The sequence below is a fragment of the Sorangium sp. So ce834 genome, assembly GCF_051521425.1.
GTDB lineage: Bacteria > Myxococcota_A > Polyangia > Polyangiales > Polyangiaceae > Sorangium > Sorangium cellulosum_D.
In genome coordinates, this window is the sequence record NZ_CP150351.1 from 13,560,242 (window position 1) to 13,577,590 (window position 17,349).

Consider the following 17,349-nt stretch of genomic DNA (forward strand, 5'->3'; position numbering starts at 1 on the left):
GGTAACCGGCGGCAGGAGGGGGTCCAGCGGATCGGTGGGATCCTCCGGGGGGCGGGCGCCCGGGCGGTCAGACGTCGAGCTCGCCGTCGGTCATGAACCAGTTGTCCGGGTCGAGGAGCACGCGCCGCAGCTCGTCCGGGAAGCTCGGGTCGAGGTGTACGATGAGCCACCGCGAGCCGACGCTCGGGGGGTGAGGGCGCGAGAAGAAGCCGAGCGCCCGCAGGCGCGCGCTGAACGCGGGCGGCGTCACGACGAGCATCCCCACGGAGACGTGCCCCTCGCGCCGCATCGCCCGGCAGAACTCGAGGAGCAGGGCGTCGAGCAGGGGGCCGCCGTCCTCGCAGAACACGTCGGACATCTCGACCTTGTTGTTCCGCACCGAGTAGACCGCGTAGCCGAGCAGCCGCCCGTCGTGCCTGTCGAGCATGCAGAAGAAGCGGTACCGGACGGTGCCGAGCTGCGCGTAGCGCCAGTTCAGGAACTGGGCGCTACGCTCGCCGACGATCGGCGACGGCTTCGCCCGCGACCACAGCTCGTCGAAGCGGTGGTCGGCGGCGTCCACGAGCTCGGTGCGCACGCGGCTGCCCCGCGCGAGCAGCGCCGCGGCGTCCCGGAGCGCCATCGAGGCGTCGACGGCGCGCCCGGCGGCGCGCACCAAGGCGTTGTCGGGCTTCACGGTCGCCCGCTGCACGGCGCGCTCGGCGGCCGTCGACAGCGCCTGCGTCAGGGGGGCGGGCGGGGCGCCCGGCGCCGCCGGCTCCCAGAGCGCGCGCCAGCGGGGGTGGGGCACCGCCGAGGCGGCCCGCTCGGCGACCCGCTGTACGACCGCGCTGACGGTGCCCTGCTGCTCCCCGGCCGACGAGGCCGCGAGCTCGTTCAGCTTGTACGCGGCCATGAGGGGCCGCACCCAGATGGTGGAGTCCGCGATCTTCTTGTAGCCGGCGCGCTGGAAGATCGGGAACGAGGCCTTGTTGGGGAAGCCGAACACGAAGTCGACCCCCGCGTCCCGGCAGCCCTTCGCGAGCTCGCGCTGGATGCTCATGGCGGCCCCGGCGATGCGGTGCGCCTTGGTCACGCCGAAATCGCCGAGGACGCCGGCCTTGAGCTTCCGCCCGCTGACGTAGACGTCGCGCGGGTAGAACGAGCCGCAGCCGATGATCTCGCGCTCCGGGCCGTGGAAGCCCATCCAGGTCCGCGGGGGGCCCGCCGGGTTCTGCTCCTGGAACCAGCGCATCCGCCGCTCCACGAACTCCTGCGAGGCCTGGCCGTGGGCGAGGTTCTCTCTCCAGAGCTGCGCGAGGACGTCCCTGTGCTCGTCCGGCTGGACGCGGGCGGCGCTGTAGACCTTCTCCATGGCTTCCGGTGCGCTCTCCTGGCGCGGCCGAGCGGCGCGCCGGGCCCGTCATGGCCGAAGGCGGCGAGGGCGTCAATCGTGCCTGGCCCGGCGCATCCGTGGGCTTCGCCGCTCCCGGAGGCGGCGCGCGGACGCGTTCCGCGCCGGGCGCAGCGAGGCCGCGCGGCGACGGCCGGCGTCATCGCGGAACGCGAGTACACTCGCGCGATGCTCCGCCGCGCCCTCGCCGCCGTCGCCTGGCTCTCGCTGATCTTCGCCCTGGCCTGCAGCTCCGCGCTCCCGCCGTCCCCTCCGTCGCAGCCGGCGAAGGCCGCGCGGCCACCTGGCGCAAGCGCCGCAGAGCGCCCGCCGCTCGACGAGCTCATGGTCGCGGAGGGCGACCCCGGTCCGGTGCCGGTGACCCGCGCCGATCCGGCGCGCGGCAGCCGGATCGCGCCCGTGACGATCGTCGTGTTCTCCGATTTCGAGTGCCCCTTCTGCAAACACCTGGGCGGCACGCTGCGGCAGCTGGAGCGGAGCTACGGCCCGGAGCAGCTGCGGATCGTGTGGAAGAACTTCCCGCTCGCCTTCCACAAGCAGGCTCGGCCGAGCGCCGAGGCGGCGATGGCGGTGTTCGCGCACGCCGGCCCCGGCGCCTTCTGGGCGTTCCACGACGCCATCTTCGGGGCCGACGAGCGGCTCTCGCCGGAGCTCGAAGCGACGGCGCTCCGGCGGGCGGGGGTGACGCCGGGCCAGGTCAAGCAGCTCGTCGAGCGGAGCGGGGCGGCGCGGAAGGTCGACGCCGACATGGCGCTCGCCGCGCGGCTCGGCGTGGACGGCACGCCGGCGTCGTTCATCAACGGCGTCCTGCTCGTCGGCGCGCAGCCGGCGGAGCGGTTCGCCGAGATCATCGACGCGCAGCTCGCCGCGGCGCGGGCGCTCCGCGCCGAGGGGACGCCGCCCGAGCAGATCTACGCGGCGCTCGCCAAGAAGAACTTCGCGGCGCCCGCCGCGGATCCCGAGGAGGCGGCGGAGGAGGAAGAGCGCCGGGTGGTGCACCTCGTGCCCGTCGGCGGTTCGCCCGTGCGCGGCAAGGACACGGCGCTCGTCACGATGGTGCTGTTCAGCGACTACCAGTGCCCGTTCTGCAGGCGGGTGACGCCGACGGTCGAGAAGCTCGCGGCGCAGTACGGCGACAAGCTGCGCGTCGTCTGGAAGGACAACCCGCTCCCGTTCCACCCCCGCGCCGAGCCCGCGGCGGAGCTCGCGCGGGAGGCGCGGTCCCAGAAGGGGGACGCCGCCTTCTGGCGGGTGAACGACCGCCTCCTCGCGCCCGAGGCCGGCCTCGACGACGCGGCGCTCGAGGCCCTCGCCGCGGAGCTCCAGCTGAACGTGGCGGCGGCGAAGCGCGCCGTCGCCTCGCGCAAGCACGCGGCCGCGATCGAGGCCGACATGGAGCTCGCCGACGATCTCGACGCCGCGGGCACGCCGCACTTCTTCATCAACGGGCGCAGGTTGGTCGGCGCGCAGCCGATCGAGGAGTTCCAGGCGCTCATCGACGAGGAGATCGCCAAGGCGGAGGCCATGGTCGTGGCGGGGACGCCGCGCGCGAAGGTCTACGAGGCCATCCAGAAGCAGGCTGTCCCGCCGGCGCCCCCGCCGAAGGTGTCCGTGCCGCCGCCGCCCAAGGGCCACCCCGCCAAGGGGGCGCCCGCCGGCAAGGTGGTCATCCAGATGTTCTCCGACTTCCAGTGTCCCTTTTGCGCGCGCAGCGTCGCCACGGTGGATGAGCTCATCAAGGCGTTCCCGGGCAAGGTCCGCGTGGTCTTTCGCCACCTGCCGCTCCCCTTCCACGCCGAAGCGCAGCTGGCCGCCGAAGCAACCATGGAGGCGCTCGCGCAGCAGGGGCAGGCCGGCTTCTGGAAGATGCACGATCGGCTCTTCAAGGCCCATGACGCCGCGAACCTCGATCGCGCCGCCCTGGAGCAGCACGCCGCGAGCATCGGGCTCGACGCGGCGCGCTTCGCCCGGGCCCTCGACGAGCGCACCCACCGGGCCGCCGTCGAGGCCGACGCGGAGGCCGCGCGGAGCGCCGGCATCACCGGGACTCCGGGGTTCGTGATCAACGGTTACCTGGTCAGCGGAGCCCAACCGCTCAGGAAATTCAAGAAGGTCGTGCGCCGCGCCCTCAGCGAAGCGAACTGAACGCAACTGGGCGTGAACGGGCGTAAACGGGCGCAAACGGGCGCAAATAGAAGCAGAAATGACGCGCGCTGAACGCAAACGCACGTGCGCCGAACGCGGCGTGAGCGCGCGGGGCCGGGGGGGCGCGAGCTCGGGTGAAGGGCTCGTGGGCTGGCGCTCGATTGCGGGCTCCCGGGCCCGGCGCTCGCCCGGCGCTCGGTAGACCGCCTTTCCGTTCGACATGCGCGTTTCTCGGCGCGCGTCTGTCGGTATCGCCCTCCGAGCTCGTGATACGCTGTCCCAATGCCCAAACCGCGCGGTCGAAGGACATCGGCCGAACCCAGGCGCACCGTCAAGGCATCGAGCGGGCGGGCGCGCGCGCAGCCCCGTGACAAGGCGGGCCAGCGCGGCGTCGCCGAGGCGGGCTCGCCGGCCGCGCTGCGCGACAGGCACGAGCGGCCGGCCGCCAGCGCGCGAGCCACGCCCGGGAAGGCGAAGGCAGCCGCCGCGCGGCCGGCCGCGCCGGCGAAGCGATCGGCCACGTCGCGGAAGGTGGCCACGACGAAGCGCTCGGCGGCGGCGAGGAAGGGCGCCGCGACGGAGCGCTCGTCGGCACGGAAGGGCGCCGCGGCGGCGTCGAGGAAGGGCGCCGCGGCGGAGCGCTCGTCGGCGCGGAAGGGCGCCGCGGCGGAGCGCTCGTCGGCGCGGAAGGGCGCCGCGGCGGAGCGCTCGTCGGCGCGGAAGGGCGCCGCGGCGGAGCGCTCGTCGGCGAGGAAGGGCGCCGCGGCGGCGTCGAGGAAGGGCGCCGCGGCGGAGCGCTCGTCGGCGAGGAAGGGCGCCGCGGCGGCGTCGAGGAAGGGCGCCGCGGCGGCGTCGAGGAAGGGCGCCGCGACGGAGCGCTCGTCGGCACGGAAGGGCGCCGCGACGGAGCGCTCGTCGGCGCGGAAGGGCGCCGCGACGGAGCGCTCGTCGGCGCGGAAGGGCGCCGCGACGGAGCGCTCGTCGGCGAGGAAGGGCGCCGCGACGGAGCGCTCGTCGGCGCGGAAGGGCGCCGCGGCGGAGCGGTCGCCGGCGCCGGGGCTCCGCCCCGCGAGGGCACGCGCCGACGAGCACGCCCGCGCGGCGCCGCCGAAGCGGCGACCCCGCAGCGAAAAAAACACGAGCGAGGCGGACGACGCGGAGCTCTCGCCGCCCCGGCCGCCGGAGCTCGACTGGGACGACACGCCGTCCGACGGCGCCGAGGAGGCCCTCGCCCAGCGCTGGGCGGCGCGGGGCGAGGAGCTCTTCCAGCAGCTCGCCGAGCACGGCGCCTCGCAGCACGAGTACCGCGCCGACCTCAAGGACGGGCGCTTCGTCTGGATCGCGCCGGGCGGCCGCGTGTCCGCCGAGGCGAGGGCGCGCCTCCTGTGCTGCTGGTCGCGCGCCACGTCGGTCGTGGTCATGGCGTGGGCGGATCCGCTCGTCAGCAGCGCCGGGATCGAGCGCATCGACGGGATGCCCGCGGAGCAGGACAGCGTCGACGAGGAGGGCGCCTGGCGGATCGCGATGAGGGCGGCCGACGCCTGCGGCGCGGCGTACCTCTACCGCGTGTCCTCGCCACAGGCCTGGTATTTCCTGGCGCTCGACGATCTCACGTTCTCGCCGAAGCGCGCCTCGTTCCACCCCGGCGCGCCGGTCGGCCTCGTGCTGCGCGCCATCGGCGAGGTCCGCGAGGCGATCGCGTCGCGCGCAGAGCCCGCCGACGTCATCCGCGACAGGATCTCCGCGCTCAGCGACTCGCTGTTCCACCAGGCCAGGTACGCCTACCGCGACACCGACTGGGTCGCGCGCCTCGATCGGACCGGCTCGTGCCTCATGCACCTCTCCAAGCGCATCCCGCGCGCGTGCTTCAGCGCGGTCGCGGCCGGCCAGCGCGTCGACGAGTGGCTCGATCGCGAGCTCGCGCTCGAGCTGATCAACGCCCTCTCGCTCACCGAGGACGAGTGGAGCCTGTTCGGCTGACGGTCCGCCGCCCCGCGCCGCGCGGCTGAGCCCGCGCCGGCGCTGCCCCCTGCCGCGCGCTGCGCGCGGCACCGCTCTTGAAAGATCAACACGATCCAAGGGCGCGGAGGTGAGGGGAGGCGGCGATGGGTCGAGCGAAGCTGTTCCAGGATCGCAGGGACGCCGGGCGCAGGCTCGGGCAGCTGCTCTCGGGGTACAGGAGCGAGGCTCCGCTCGTCCTCGCCCTGCCGCGCGGCGGCGTCGAGGTGGGCTACGAGGTGGCGCGCGCGCTGGGCGCGCCGCTCGATGTGTGGATCGTGCGCAAGCTCGGCGCGCCCGGGCAGCCGGAGCTCGGCGTGGGCGCGATCTCCGAGGGGGGCGAGGTGTACATCGACCGGAGCCTCGTCGCGCTGCTCGGCATCACCGAGGCGGAGCTCGCCGACATCGCGGAGCAGCAGGCCGCCGAGGTGGAGCGCGGGGTGCGCCGGTTCCGGGGCGACAGGCCGATGCCCCGCGTCGAGGGGCGGACGGTCATCGTCGTGGACGACGGCATCGCGACCGGCAGCACGGTGCGGGCCGCGCTGCGCGACCTGCGCAAGCGCTCGCCGAGGCGGCTCGTGCTCGCGGCGCCGGTCGCCGCGCCATCGAGCCTGTCGTCGCTCGCCCGCGAGGTCGACTCGATCGCCTGCATCGAGGAGGACCCCGGCCTCCAGGCGATCGGCGCCTACTACGAGGACTTCTCGCAGACCTCCGACGACGCTGTCGCCTGGCTGCTCGCCGAGGCGCGGCGCGAGCTGCCGCCGCCCGAGGGCGCGGAGCGGCCGCTCCTCGTCCAGGCGGGCCCGGCGGCGCTGCCGGGGGATCTCGCGATCCCGGAGCGCGCGATCGGCCTCGTGCTCTTCGCCCACGGCAGCGGCAGCAGCCGCAGGAGCCCTCGCAACCGCTCGGTCGCGGAGGCGCTCTGGCGGTGGGAGCTGGCCACGCTGGTGTTCGATCTGCTCACCGAGGAGGAGGCCGCGGAAGATCGCCGGAGCGCTCGCCTCCGCTTCGACATCGACCTTCTCGCCCGGCGGCTTGTCGGGGTGACGGACTGGGCGCTCGCGCGCCCCGAGCTCCGTCACCTCGGCGTCGGCTACTTCGGCGCCAGCACCGGCGCGGCGGCCGCGCTCGTCGCCGCGGCGGCGCGGCCTCGCGCCGTGGGCGCCGTCGTGTCGCGCGGCGGCAGGCCGGATCTCGCGGGCGCGGCCCTGACGCGGGTGCGGGTGCCGACGCTGCTCATCGTCGGCAGCGCGGACACCGCGGTGCTGGCGCTGAACCAGGACGCGCTCGAGCGCCTCGCCGGCCCGCGCCGCCTCGCCGTGGTGCCCTCGGCGACGCACCTGTTCGAGGAGCCTGGCGCGCTCGCGGCGGTGGCCCGACTCGCGGGGGAGTGGTTCGCGCAGCACCTGTCCCCGAGGGGCGACGAGGCGCGGGCGTGACGCGCCGGACGGCCGCCGCGCGGCCGTCGCGGCGGCGCCCTGGGCCGCCGTCCGCGGCGCCGGCCGGCGCGCTGTCTACGTCGAGTTACGTCGAGTTACGCCGCGATCACCTCGAGAGCCAGACCGTGTACGCGTGCGGCATGAACGGCGCGTCGTCGGGGTCGAAGGGGCGGCTCCGGATCATGCTCCCCGCGTTGACGCCCACGATGAGCAGCCCCGCGAGGCCGTCGAGCCCGACCACGGTGCGCTGCGCGCGGCTCTCGCCGAAGATGCCGGCCACCTCGACGCGGCCGGCCTCGGCGCCCTGCCGGTCGATCTTCACGATCGCCCAGCGGAACAGCGCGGGCAGCTCCCAGTCGGCCACGAGGGTGATCTCGGCCGCCTTGAGGTCCGGCCCGCCGGCCGCGCTCTCCGCGCCGAGATCGAGCCAGAGGTAGGTGGCGCCGGTCGGCTCGATCGGGCGCAGGGGCGCGACCCGCCGCGGGAGCGTCGCGTAGGGCAGCGACCACTCGAAGCGCACCCGGCCGAAGTCGCCGAAGCGCTCCACGTCCGACAGATGGGCGCCGTCGCTGCGGCTGCCCACGAACGCCCGCGCGATCGCGAACTCGAGGAGCAGGTCGTCGAGGTCCTTGCCGCGGGACCGGAGCGACGCCCGGAGCGCGTCGAACGTGTCGGGCTCGGCGCGGAAGCGCGCGGCGCCGCCGGGTGTGGCCTGCGCCGCGATGGCGAGCAGCGACATCGCGACCTGCGCCGGCGTCCCGGTGCCGTAGGCGTCGTCGAGGTACCACGGGAAGAGCAGGGCGCCGTCGAGGGCGCCGAGCGCCGCGCCCGTGAGCGCCCGCTCGGGCGCGCGCTGGAAGGCGTCGATCGCGGCGAGCTCCTCGGCCGGGCACGGCGCCGCGATCGCGGCGAGGTAGCTCGCCGCCATGGCGAGCGCGCCCTCCTCGGCCCCGGCGTCGAGGCGCGTCGCGACGGCGTGGCCGAGCGCGTACGCCGCGTCGGACGCGCTCGAGCACCCGCCCCGCCCCGGCGCCGCGACGATGGCGAACGCGCTCGCGGCGTCGAACCGCTCGCCGATCGCCCTGAGGTCGTGCCCGACGCGCGCGGGGCGGCGCGGGCCGCGCTCCAGGTAGAGGTCGTACGCCGGGCTTCCGCCGCGCGCCCCGTCGGGGAGCGGCCGCGGCAGGCCGAGCGCGTCGTAGGCGCGCATCGCGGCCTCGAGGTCGGCGAGGCTCTCCAGGACGGCGGCGCCGGGGACGCCCGCGGGCGCGTGCGCGCAGACGGGCAGCGCGAAGGAGCAGGCGCGCTGCGGGACGTCGCGCTCGTCGGGGCGCTGGACCGGCGAGACCACGGGGCGGCCTTCGGCCGGCGGCTCGGCGGCCTCATCGGCGGGCGCGACGGTCCGCGCGCCCGCCGCGGGCGGCGGCGGACCGGACGGCGCCGCGTCGGGCGCGCGCGCTGCCGCCGCGGGGGGGCCGCCGAGGGCCGCGGCCAGCGCGAGCAGCGCGAGCGCGCACGGCGCCCTGCGCCGAGGCGCGGGCGCGCGCTCCCGACGTCCGGGGGGGGCGTGCGCGGGGCACGGTCTCGACTGCTCTTGGCGTCCTGGCGGTCTTGGCTCTGCGTGACTGGATCGGACGCTCACGAACATCGCTGCACCGTCGTATTCCCCAAGCGAGGAGATGTCGAGCGGCCGAGGTACAAAGGATGCCAGGATGATAAAATTGTGGCTTCTCCTCGCGTTCCTGGCGTCCTCGTGATGCTGTCTCTGCGTGAATGTGCCAGGCATCACCAACGGCGCTGAGGTCCCTTAAGGCATTTCCGGACGCCCGCGGCACGTGTCTTGAATCTCCGCCGCTGAATGAGGGCCTGCGGCGCGCGCTTCGCGGGGAATCCCGTGCCATGCCGCAGAGGCTCACGCATTGTGCTGAATGTGCGCCGAACTCGCTCCGGTCCAGGATCATCCTCCAAATCGACTGGATCCCGCGCCCAGAACCGCTCCGGGTTCAGGCGACATGTGGCACACTCGCGAGCTCGATGGATTCGAGTGCTCAGGCGCTGATCGCCTCGCGGGCACGGCGTCTGCAAAGCACGCTCGCATGAACCGCATATCCCGACGTCGCTTCGCCGCCGGCCTGGGCGCTGGTCTCCTCGCCGCTCCGTTCCTCGGGAGGATCAGCCAGCTTCGCGCCGACGGTGGTACTGCGCGCAATCTCGTCATCTTTTTCTCCCCCAACGGGACCCATCATCACCTCTGGCGCCCGACGGGCTCGGGATCGAGCTTCTCTTTCCCTGCGGGCTCGATCCTCGAGCCGCTCGCAGCGCACAAGTCCGATCTCATCGTCTGCGACGGCATCGACTTCAAGGGCGTCGACAACCATGAGCCCGGCATGATCAACATGCTCACGGGCGGCGGGAACGCCGGCAGCGCGAGCCGCGGCCAGAGCGTCGACTGGTACGTCGCCCAGGAGCTCGGCGTCCGGCCGGTCAACCTCGGCATCTACACGAGCCCGTGGGGGACCGGCGCGCAGACCCGCATGTCCTACAGCGCGGCGGGGCAGTTCGCGCCCGTGATCGACGAGCCGCGGACCGCCTACAACCAGATCTTCGACGGCTTCACCGGCAACGGCGGCTCGACCGGAACGGGAGCTCCCGAGATCGATCCGAAGATGAAGCGCAGGCAGAGCATCCTGCGCGTCACGAACGGCGAGATGGAGGCGCTGCGCGCCGGCGTGCCCGCGCGCGAGCAGGCGAAGCTCGACGCGCACATCGACGGCCTCAAGCAGATCGCGCCCGGCGCGAGCGCCGGCGTCGGCCCCGTCGCGGCGAGCTGCGGCACGGCGCCCCCGCCGCCGCCCTCGTTCAACCCGACGGACGAGGACGCCGTGCCCGACATCGCCGTCGCGCAGATGGACCTCGTCGCCGCGGCGCTCGCCTGCGGCCGGACCCGGGTCGCGACCGTCCAGTTCTCTCACACGGTCTCGCCGCTGCACCTCAGGTGGCTCGGCCTGTCCAGCCAGGATCATCACTCGCTCTCGCACGCGAGCTCGGGGGAGGACGTCGACCGGTTCCGCATCGCGGAGCGATGGTTCGCCGAGCAGTTCGCTTATCTCCTCAAGAAGCTGAAGTCGACCGCCGGCGCCGGCGGCGGCACCCTGCTCGACGAGACGCTCGTCGTGTGGGCCAAGGAGCTCGGCGACGCGCCGCTGCACCGGTGCGAGTCGGTCCCGTTCGTCCTCGCCGGTGGGGGAGCCTTCACGCCCGGCCGCTACCTCAAGTTCGGCGGCGCTCCCCACCAGCAGCTCCTGGTCTCCATCTGCCAGGCCATGGGCCTCAGCAACAGCACCTTCGGCGACGCCTCGAAGGGCACCGGCCCGCTGGACGGGCTCGCGTGACGCGCGGTCGTCCGCGCGTCCGTCCTCTTAAAGCACTTGGGATTACGAGGAAGAAGCTTATGAACACACACGCGAAGGGACCCTTCGACACGGCGGACGCGTCCGTCTCCCGGCCCCCGCCGGCGAGCGACCCCCCGCGGCGCCGGCGGACTCCGCGCCTCGGCTACGCGCTCCTGCTCTCGTGCGCCGCGCTGGGCGCCGCGGGCGCCGGCTGCAACGGCATGTTCGGCGGCGGCGACGAGACGAACGGCGGAGACGACACCGGCTCGCTGGACTCGGGGTGCGCCGACAACATCGAGTTCTTCAAGGCGAACCTCTGGGACCCGATCATGTCCTCGAAGTGCACCGTCTGCCACACCGCGAGCGGGCTCGCGAAGGGGACCCGCATGGTGTTCGACACCTCGGGCACCGACGAGGCGTTGCAGGCCAACTTCGAGGCGGTGCGCGCCATGGCCGCGCTCGAGGTGAACGGCGAGTCGACGCTCCTCCTGCGCCCCTCCGGACGGCACCCCGACGGCCACGCCGGCGGCGCGCTCATCCCGTTCCAGAGCGAGGAATACCAGGCGTTCGAGAAGTTCGTGAACCGCGTCAACCTGGGCGAGGGATGCGAGGAGCAGCCGACGGCCTGCGAGCCCAACTCGGTGTCCGGGCGGCGCGTCCTGCGCCGGCTGTCGCGCGTCGAGTTCGACAGGACCGTGGCCGACCTCCTCGGCGTCGACACGACCGGCTACATCCTCCCGACGGACGCGAACGTCGAGGGGTTCGACAACAACGCCGACGCGCTCCTCTACGCCGGGGCCGACGTCCAGCTCATGCGGGACGCCGCCGAGGACATCGCCGCAAAGGTGGCCGCGGCGCCGGGGTCGCTCGTCCCCTGCCCGATCGAGGCCGGAGACGACGCGTGCGCGACCGAGTTCTTCGAGCGATTCGGGCGCCGCGCCTTCCGCCGGCCGCTCACGCAAGAGGACCGATCCCGGTACATGGATCTCTACAGCAGCGTGAAGGCCGACGAGGGCTTCGCCGGGGGCATCCAGGCGATGATCGCCGCCGCGCTCCAGTCTCCCTACTTCCTCTATCGCCCGGAGCTCGGCGTCGCCGCGCAGGACGGCACTTACCAGCTCCTGCCGCACGAGATCGCCTCTCAGCTCTCCTACATGATCTGGAGCTCGATGCCGGACGACGAGCTGCTCAGCAAGGCGGAGTCGGGCGAGCTCGCGACGCCGGCGGCCATCTCCGCCGAGGTCGACCGGATGATGCAGGATCCGCGGGCCGACGCCGGCGTCCTCCGGTTCTTCAGGACCTGGCTCCAGCTGAGCGCCAAGCCGTCGAAGGACATGACCGCGTACCCGGAGTACACGGAGGAGATCCGGCAGGCGATCGAGAAGGAGACGGCGGCCTTCGTGCGCCACCTCATCCACGACGGCGCCGGCTCGCTGGGCGAGATGTACACCGCGAGCTACTCCTACGTGACCCCGGAGCTCGCGTCGTTCTACGGGCTCGCGGCGCCGGGCGGGGCCGCGGACCAGGACGGCACGGCGCGGGTCGACCTCACCGGGTCGAACCGGATGGGCATCCTCACGCTCGGCAGCGTCCTCAGCACCCACGCGCACGCCGGCGAGTCGTCGCCGGTGCACCGCGGCAAGTTCGTGCGCGAGCAGCTCCTCTGCCAGCCGCTGCCGCCCCCGCCCGCGGGGCTCGACGTCAAGCCGCCCCAGCCCGATCCCACGAAGTCGACCCGCGAGCGGTTCTTCGAGCACTCGAACAACGAGGCGTGCGGCAGCTGCCACTCGCTCATCGACGGGATCGGCTTCGGCTTCGAGCACTTCGACGGCGTCGGCCGCTACCGCGACACCGACGACGGACACCCGGTCGACGCGAGCGGCAACATCGTGGGGGCGGCGGGCACGAGCGGCCCGTTCGACGGCACCGGAGAGCTCGCCCAGAAGCTCGCGGAGAGCCCCGACGCGCAGGCGTGCTTCACCCTCCAGTGGCTCCGCTTCGGCTTCGGCGCCATGGACCAGGCCGAGCTCTCCTGCATGGCGGACCAGATCACCGGCCAGCTCGGGCCCGAGGACCTCACGGTCGCGGGCGTCATCAAGGCGATCGCGCAGTCGCCGCGCTTCACGAGGCGCCTCGCCGAGGCGGCGGCGCAGCCGGATCCGTCGGAGGAGCCCGGCGGCGGCGAGGAGCCGTCGGGCACCGACAACGACCCGCCGCCCGTGAGCTCGGACTTCGATATCAAGGAGACCGTGGACACGGTGTGGGACGGCGGCGGCTGCAAGTCGGTCGACGTCACCAACGTGGGCGACGCACCGGCGACCTGGGTGGTCACCCTGCAGACCGACGGCACGCCCACCGACGTGTGGAACGCCGTGGCCGAGGCGGGCAACGCGGGCGTGAAGTTCTCCGGCATGAGCTACAACGCCGAGCTCCTGCCGGGCGCGTCCGCGCGCTTCGGGTTCTGCTGGCGGGAGTGAGCCGCGGCGGCGCGCCGCCGCCACGCCCGGGCGCGCGGCCGAGCCGGCTCGGCCGCGCGCCTGTGCGTGCGCGTCATGCGTGTCATCAGATGACGGCGCGCGCGGCGAGCGTGGCGGGCGCCACGTCGCGCGGTAATTTACCTGGAATTCTGCTATCCTGCGCGCCCCTCGTCCACACCCAGGGCGGGGCGAAAGCCCAGGACGCCTCAATGACCCATCCGCTTCACGACATCCTGCTCCCCGACAGCCGGCACGATTTCTTTCCCGTGGTGATCGAGATCCCCAAGGGGTCGAAGTGCAAGTACGAGCTCGACAAGAAGACCGGGCTCTTGATGCTCGACCGCGTGCTCTACTCGTCCGTTCATTATCCGGCCAATTACGGCTTCATCCCCCAGACGCACGCGGGCGACGGCGACCCGCTCGACGTCCTCGTCCTCATGCAGGAGCCGGTCGTGCCGCTCACGATCGTGAGGGCGCGCGCCATCGGCGGCTTCTTCATGCGCGACGACAAGGGCGTCGACGACAAGATCATCGCGGTCGCCGTCGACGACCCCTCCGTGGCCCATTACCTGACCCACGAGGAGCTGCCCCCGCATGTGACCAAGGAGCTCATGCGGTTCTTCATCGACTACAAGACGCTCGAGAACAAGCTCGCCGAGGTCGAGACGATGTACGACAGGAACCGCGCCCTGGAGGTCATCGAGGAGTCCGTCGCCAGCTATCGCTCGATCAGCGCCTGGTCCAAGGGCTGACGCGGCCGGGGCGGGGGCCCCGTCACGGATGAGCATGGATGGATCGCTACCGGGGTGGATCACGCTTCCTGGACTTTTTTTCGTCCACCCCAGCGAAATCTCCGAAAAAATCCAGAAATCGGCCCAGGACCCCGGGTCGGCCCCGGGTCGGTATCGAGGGACGACGCGGCACAGGGGTTGCAGTTCATCTCGCCGTGGATCGCTTTTCGACACTCACGGGAAATGGCGTGCTCGCCCAGCGGCTCGTCGCGGGACCCGAGGTCGAGGCGCGCCTGGCGATCCAGCGGCTCCGGTTCGGCTCTGGGTACGCGGGCCGGCCGAGCTCGCCCGCATGGCGCACGACATCGTGAAGCGGTTCGACGCTCTGCGTCGAGCGAGACTCCATCTCTGGAGAGCGAACTCGGTCCTGTGACGATCCTGTGAACGATGCGGAGGCCGGCGGAGACAGGCAGAAGCGCTGAATCGATTAACCGATAACCGACGAATCCAGTCAGGGCACGTGGAAACCACGTGAGCTCGTGAGCTAGCAAGGCGACACCGCTTGATCGGGGCTTGACAACATGAGAGACATCAGCTTTTCTCAAGCAATGATGAGCACGCTTAAGGGCTTAGTTTCGGCGAGCGCGTGCCGCCGCTCCTGCGCGGTGGCCCTCCTCCTCGCCGGCCCGCTCGGTTGCTTGGGCAATCTGGGCGATGTCGACGGCACCCCCTCCGACAGCAGCGGCGGCAACGGTGGCGGCTCCAGCAACCCGGATGGCACGCCGCCCATCGGCGATCCGCCGCCGCAGCCCCACGACATCCCGAAGGTGTCGGAGTGCCTGGCGGCCGACAAGGGCACCCCGGGCCCGCGCGTCGTGCGGCGCCTGGCGGTCGACCAGTTCGAGGCCACCGTTCGCGACCTGTTCCGCGACCCGAGCATCACCGTCCCGCCGATCTTGGACGATAAGGAGGTGCTCGGCTTCAGGGTCGACGCGAACGCGCTGGTGATCCGCGACGGGACCGCCAAGTCCATCATGCTCTGGGCCGAGGAGACCGCGGACTGGGCCGTGACGAGCAAGCTCGACAGCCTGACCTCGGCCACCTGCAGGACCGTCGATGAGGCCTGCCGCGGGCAGTTCATCCGCGACTTCGGCCGCCGCGCGTTCCGTCAGAAGCTCACGGACGAGCAGTTCAAGTCCTACGACACGCTGTTCGGTGCGGAGAAGACGTTCGAGGACGGCGCCAAGGTGGTGGTGGCCGCCATGCTGCAGTCGCCGTACTTCCTGTACCGCCGCGAGATCGGGAACGACACGGGCTCGGGCGTCTACGAGCTCGGCCCGTACGAGGTCGCGAACAACCTCTCGTACCTGATCACCGGCACCATGCCGGACGACGCGCTGCTGCAGGCCGCCGACGCGGCCGCGGACCAGGGCGCCAGCCTGACCCGCGAGCAGATCGCCGAGCACGCGCTGCGCCTGATGACCGACCCGGCGGCCCGGCCGCGCGCCGAGGCCGAGCTGATGCGGTTCATGCGCGGCTGGCTCCAGCTCAACCGGCTCGGCCCCGTGGTGAAGAAGGACACGCAGTTCGACGCCCTGCGCCCGGACATGATGGCCGAGACGCAGGCGCTCGTCGTGGACACCGTGTTCAACAACGACGGCACGTTCGCCAACCTCCTGCAGGCGGACTACACGTTCATCAACAGCAGCCTTGCCCAGCACTACGGCATCGGCGGCGCCGGCGGCCCCGAGCTGACCCGGGTGTCGATCAGCCCGGGGCAGCGCGATCGGGGCATCCTGGCCCACGCCAGCTTCCTGACGGGCCACGGGGGCTCGGAGTACTCCTCGCCGACCCAGCGCGGCAAGATGGTCCGCACGCGCCTCCTCTGCCAGCCGCTCGAGCCCCCGCCGCCCGGCGTGGATCCGAACGTCAAGGCGCTGGAGGGCCCGGCCACCACGCGCATGAGATACGAGGCGCACACCAAGGCGGATTACTGCGCCGGCTGCCACAAGTTCACGGACGCAATGGGCTACGGCTTCGAGCATTACGACACGTTCGGTCGGTGGCGGAGCGAGGAGGAAGGGTTCCAGATCGACGCGACCGGCACGGTCGTCGAGCCGCCCTCGGGGGAAAACTTCAGCTTCGACGGCCTGACCGAGCTGGCCGACTACCTCGCGGCGAACGAGGACGTCAAGGCGTGCATGGTCCGTTACTGGTCGTACTACGCGTTCGGCGGCACCTGGGAGCAGGACGGCTGCACGTACGAGAAGGTTCAGGAGGAGGCGGCTACCGGGGACTTCCGCCTCAAGAGCGTGTGGCTCGCGCTGACCCACGCGCCGCACTTCACCCGCAGAGTTCAAGGTCCGTGATCTCACGGCTGCAAACAACGAAGAGTTCGGTAGTGAGTGAAAGGATCGGTCATGCGCAGCCACAATCGTAGGAGCTTTCTTAAGGGTGTCGGGGCGAGCCTGGGGGCCAGCCTGCTGTTCGCGCCCTTCTATGATTCGATCGCCAACGCGGCTCCTGGAAAGAAGCCGAAGCGGCTCCTGATCTTCTTCACCATGGGGACGGCTCCCTCGATCTGGAAGCCCACGAGCGTCTCCGGCGAGACCCCGACGTTCAGCGAGTCCACATCGCCGCTCGCGGAGATCAAGGAGCACATCGTGATGGTGGATGGCCTCCCCAGCGGCAGCCCGAGCAACAACCACGGGTCCGCCGACGGCCTCACCGGGATGGGCTACTATAGCAACGGCCCCTACGGGCTGATCTCGGTCGACCAGTTCATCGTGGAGAAGCTGAAGGCCACCGGGAAGCTGGGGACGACCACCGAGTATCTCCTGCTCGGCGCCGACACCGGAGGCGGCAAGACCGGGTTCTACAAGAAGGACAACCTGCCGCCCACCGCGTCCCCGGTGACCGCCTATTCGAACCTGTTCAGCGATGTGGCGCCGACGAACCCGACGACCCCCAACGACAACTCCGCCGAGGAGCGGCTGCGCCGGCGCAAGAGCATCCTCGACAATCTCAGGGGCGAGATCACGACGCTGAAGGGGAATCTCGGGTCGGAGCAGAAGTACAAGCTGGATCTGCATCTCGACTCGATCCGTCAGCTCGAGCAGTCCATCGCGGGCCAGATGACCGGCGGCGACGGCGGCGGCGGCGGCGGCGGCGGCGGGGCCTGCACGGTCCCGGGAAAGCCCACCGGCGACTTCACCAACAATCTGAAGGCGAACCTGATTCATATGGATATCATCGTCAGCGCCTTTGCGTGCGGCATGACCCGGGTCGCGGGGATCCAGTGGGGTTCGGATCAGACGATGAACGTGGCTCTGGACGAGATCGGCCTCAGGGGTGAGGAGCATAACGGCATGATCCACACCGGCGCCCCTGCGCACGCCGACCTGATCAAGCTCGAGAAGTGGCTGCACCAGCAGTTCGTCAGCCTCGTCAAGAAGCTGAAGTCGATCCCCGAGGCCGACGGCTCGGGAACGCTCCTCGACAACACGCTGGTCGCCTGGTGCCGCGACATGGGCGACGCGCCGAACCACACCCAGAACGAGATGAAGTTCGTCCTGGCGAGCGGCACCGGCGGCTACCTGAAGACGGCCCCGGGCGGCCGGTTCATCAGGAGCAACGAACGGCACGAGCGCGTGCTGCTCAGCCTGTGCGACGCGATGGGCGTCACGGACTACGCTGGCTTCGGCGATCCGGCCCTCCCGGCGAAGTCGCCGCTCCCGGGCCTGGCCGCGACCTGAGCCACGCGCACCGCCGCCG

10 protein-coding genes are annotated in these 17,349 nt (G+C 72.1%); 8 read left to right on the forward strand and 2 right to left on the reverse strand.

All coding sequences use genetic code 11. The features are described from left to right. Nucleotides 1-67 precede the first annotated feature (67 nt). A complete protein-coding gene (locus WMF20_RS49645; RefSeq protein ID WP_437609100.1) occupies nt 68-1,354 on the reverse strand; it encodes a GNAT family N-acetyltransferase in 1,287 nt (428 codons plus the stop codon). 207 nt (nt 1,355-1,561) lie between these two features. On the opposite strand from WMF20_RS49645, the gene WMF20_RS49650 reads away from it, so the two are divergent. The 3 genes from WMF20_RS49650 (at nt 1,562) to WMF20_RS49660 (ending at nt 6,975) form a co-directional block, all read left to right on the forward strand. Next, nucleotides 1,562-3,538, forward strand: coding sequence for a DsbA family protein (locus tag WMF20_RS49650; protein ID WP_437609102.1), 1,977 nt, complete (start codon nt 1,562-1,564; stop codon nt 3,536-3,538). Between the two features lie 282 nt (nt 3,539-3,820). After that, entirely contained in the window at nt 3,821-5,518 is a 1,698-nt protein-coding gene (locus tag WMF20_RS49655) for a DUF6882 domain-containing protein (protein ID WP_437609105.1), read from the forward strand. Between the two features lie 125 nt (nt 5,519-5,643). Continuing rightward, nucleotides 5,644-6,975 (forward strand): phosphoribosyltransferase family protein, encoded by a 1,332-nt coding sequence (locus WMF20_RS49660; protein ID WP_437609107.1) that lies wholly within the window; start codon nt 5,644-5,646, stop codon nt 6,973-6,975. Nucleotides 6,976-7,081: 106 nt separating this feature from the next. On the opposite strand, the gene WMF20_RS49665 is transcribed toward WMF20_RS49660, so the two are convergent. After that, nucleotides 7,082-8,326 carry a hypothetical protein gene (locus tag WMF20_RS49665; protein WP_437609109.1) on the reverse strand — a complete coding sequence of 415 codons (1,245 nt, stop codon included), beginning with the start codon at nt 8,324-8,326 and terminating at the stop codon, nt 7,082-7,084. Nucleotides 8,327-9,071: 745 nt separating this feature from the next. Here WMF20_RS49665 and WMF20_RS49670 point away from each other — a divergent pair. From WMF20_RS49670 to WMF20_RS49690, 5 genes are all read left to right on the forward strand, one after another. Further along, entirely contained in the window at nt 9,072-10,367 is a 1,296-nt protein-coding gene (locus WMF20_RS49670) for a DUF1552 domain-containing protein (protein ID WP_437609111.1), read from the forward strand. A gap of 59 nt (nt 10,368-10,426) precedes the next feature. Beyond that, complete coding sequence (locus tag WMF20_RS49675) at nt 10,427-12,844, forward strand: DUF1592 domain-containing protein (RefSeq protein WP_437609113.1); 2,418 nt, start codon at nt 10,427-10,429, stop codon at nt 12,842-12,844. Between the two features lie 209 nt (nt 12,845-13,053). After that, on the forward strand, nt 13,054-13,596 hold the full coding sequence (locus WMF20_RS49680; protein ID WP_020742099.1) for an inorganic diphosphatase: 543 nt from the start codon (nt 13,054-13,056) through the stop codon (nt 13,594-13,596). A 677-nt stretch (nt 13,597-14,273) separates the two neighbouring features. Continuing rightward, a complete protein-coding gene (locus WMF20_RS49685) occupies nt 14,274-15,944 on the forward strand; it encodes a DUF1592 domain-containing protein (protein WP_437609115.1) in 1,671 nt (556 codons plus the stop codon). Between the two features lie 51 nt (nt 15,945-15,995). Continuing rightward, nucleotides 15,996-17,330 carry a DUF1552 domain-containing protein gene (locus WMF20_RS49690; protein WP_437609117.1) on the forward strand — a complete coding sequence of 445 codons (1,335 nt, stop codon included), beginning with the start codon at nt 15,996-15,998 and terminating at the stop codon, nt 17,328-17,330. Nucleotides 17,331-17,349: the final 19 nt, after the last annotated feature.

Coding starts and splice junctions, on each gene's coding strand:
- WMF20_RS49645 (WP_437609100.1), bottom strand. CDS start 1,354: ATGGAGAAGGTCTACAGCGCCGCCCGCGTCCAGCCGGACGAGCACAGG.
- WMF20_RS49650 (WP_437609102.1), top strand. CDS start 1,562: ATGCTCCGCCGCGCCCTCGCCGCCGTCGCCTGGCTCTCGCTGATCTTC.
- WMF20_RS49655 (WP_437609105.1), top strand. CDS start 3,821: ATGCCCAAACCGCGCGGTCGAAGGACATCGGCCGAACCCAGGCGCACC.
- WMF20_RS49660 (WP_437609107.1), top strand. CDS start 5,644: ATGGGTCGAGCGAAGCTGTTCCAGGATCGCAGGGACGCCGGGCGCAGG.
- WMF20_RS49670 (WP_437609111.1), top strand. CDS start 9,072: ATGAACCGCATATCCCGACGTCGCTTCGCCGCCGGCCTGGGCGCTGGT.
- WMF20_RS49675 (WP_437609113.1), top strand. CDS start 10,427: ATGAACACACACGCGAAGGGACCCTTCGACACGGCGGACGCGTCCGTC.
- WMF20_RS49680 (WP_020742099.1), top strand. CDS start 13,054: ATGACCCATCCGCTTCACGACATCCTGCTCCCCGACAGCCGGCACGAT.
- WMF20_RS49690 (WP_437609117.1), top strand. CDS start 15,996: ATGCGCAGCCACAATCGTAGGAGCTTTCTTAAGGGTGTCGGGGCGAGC.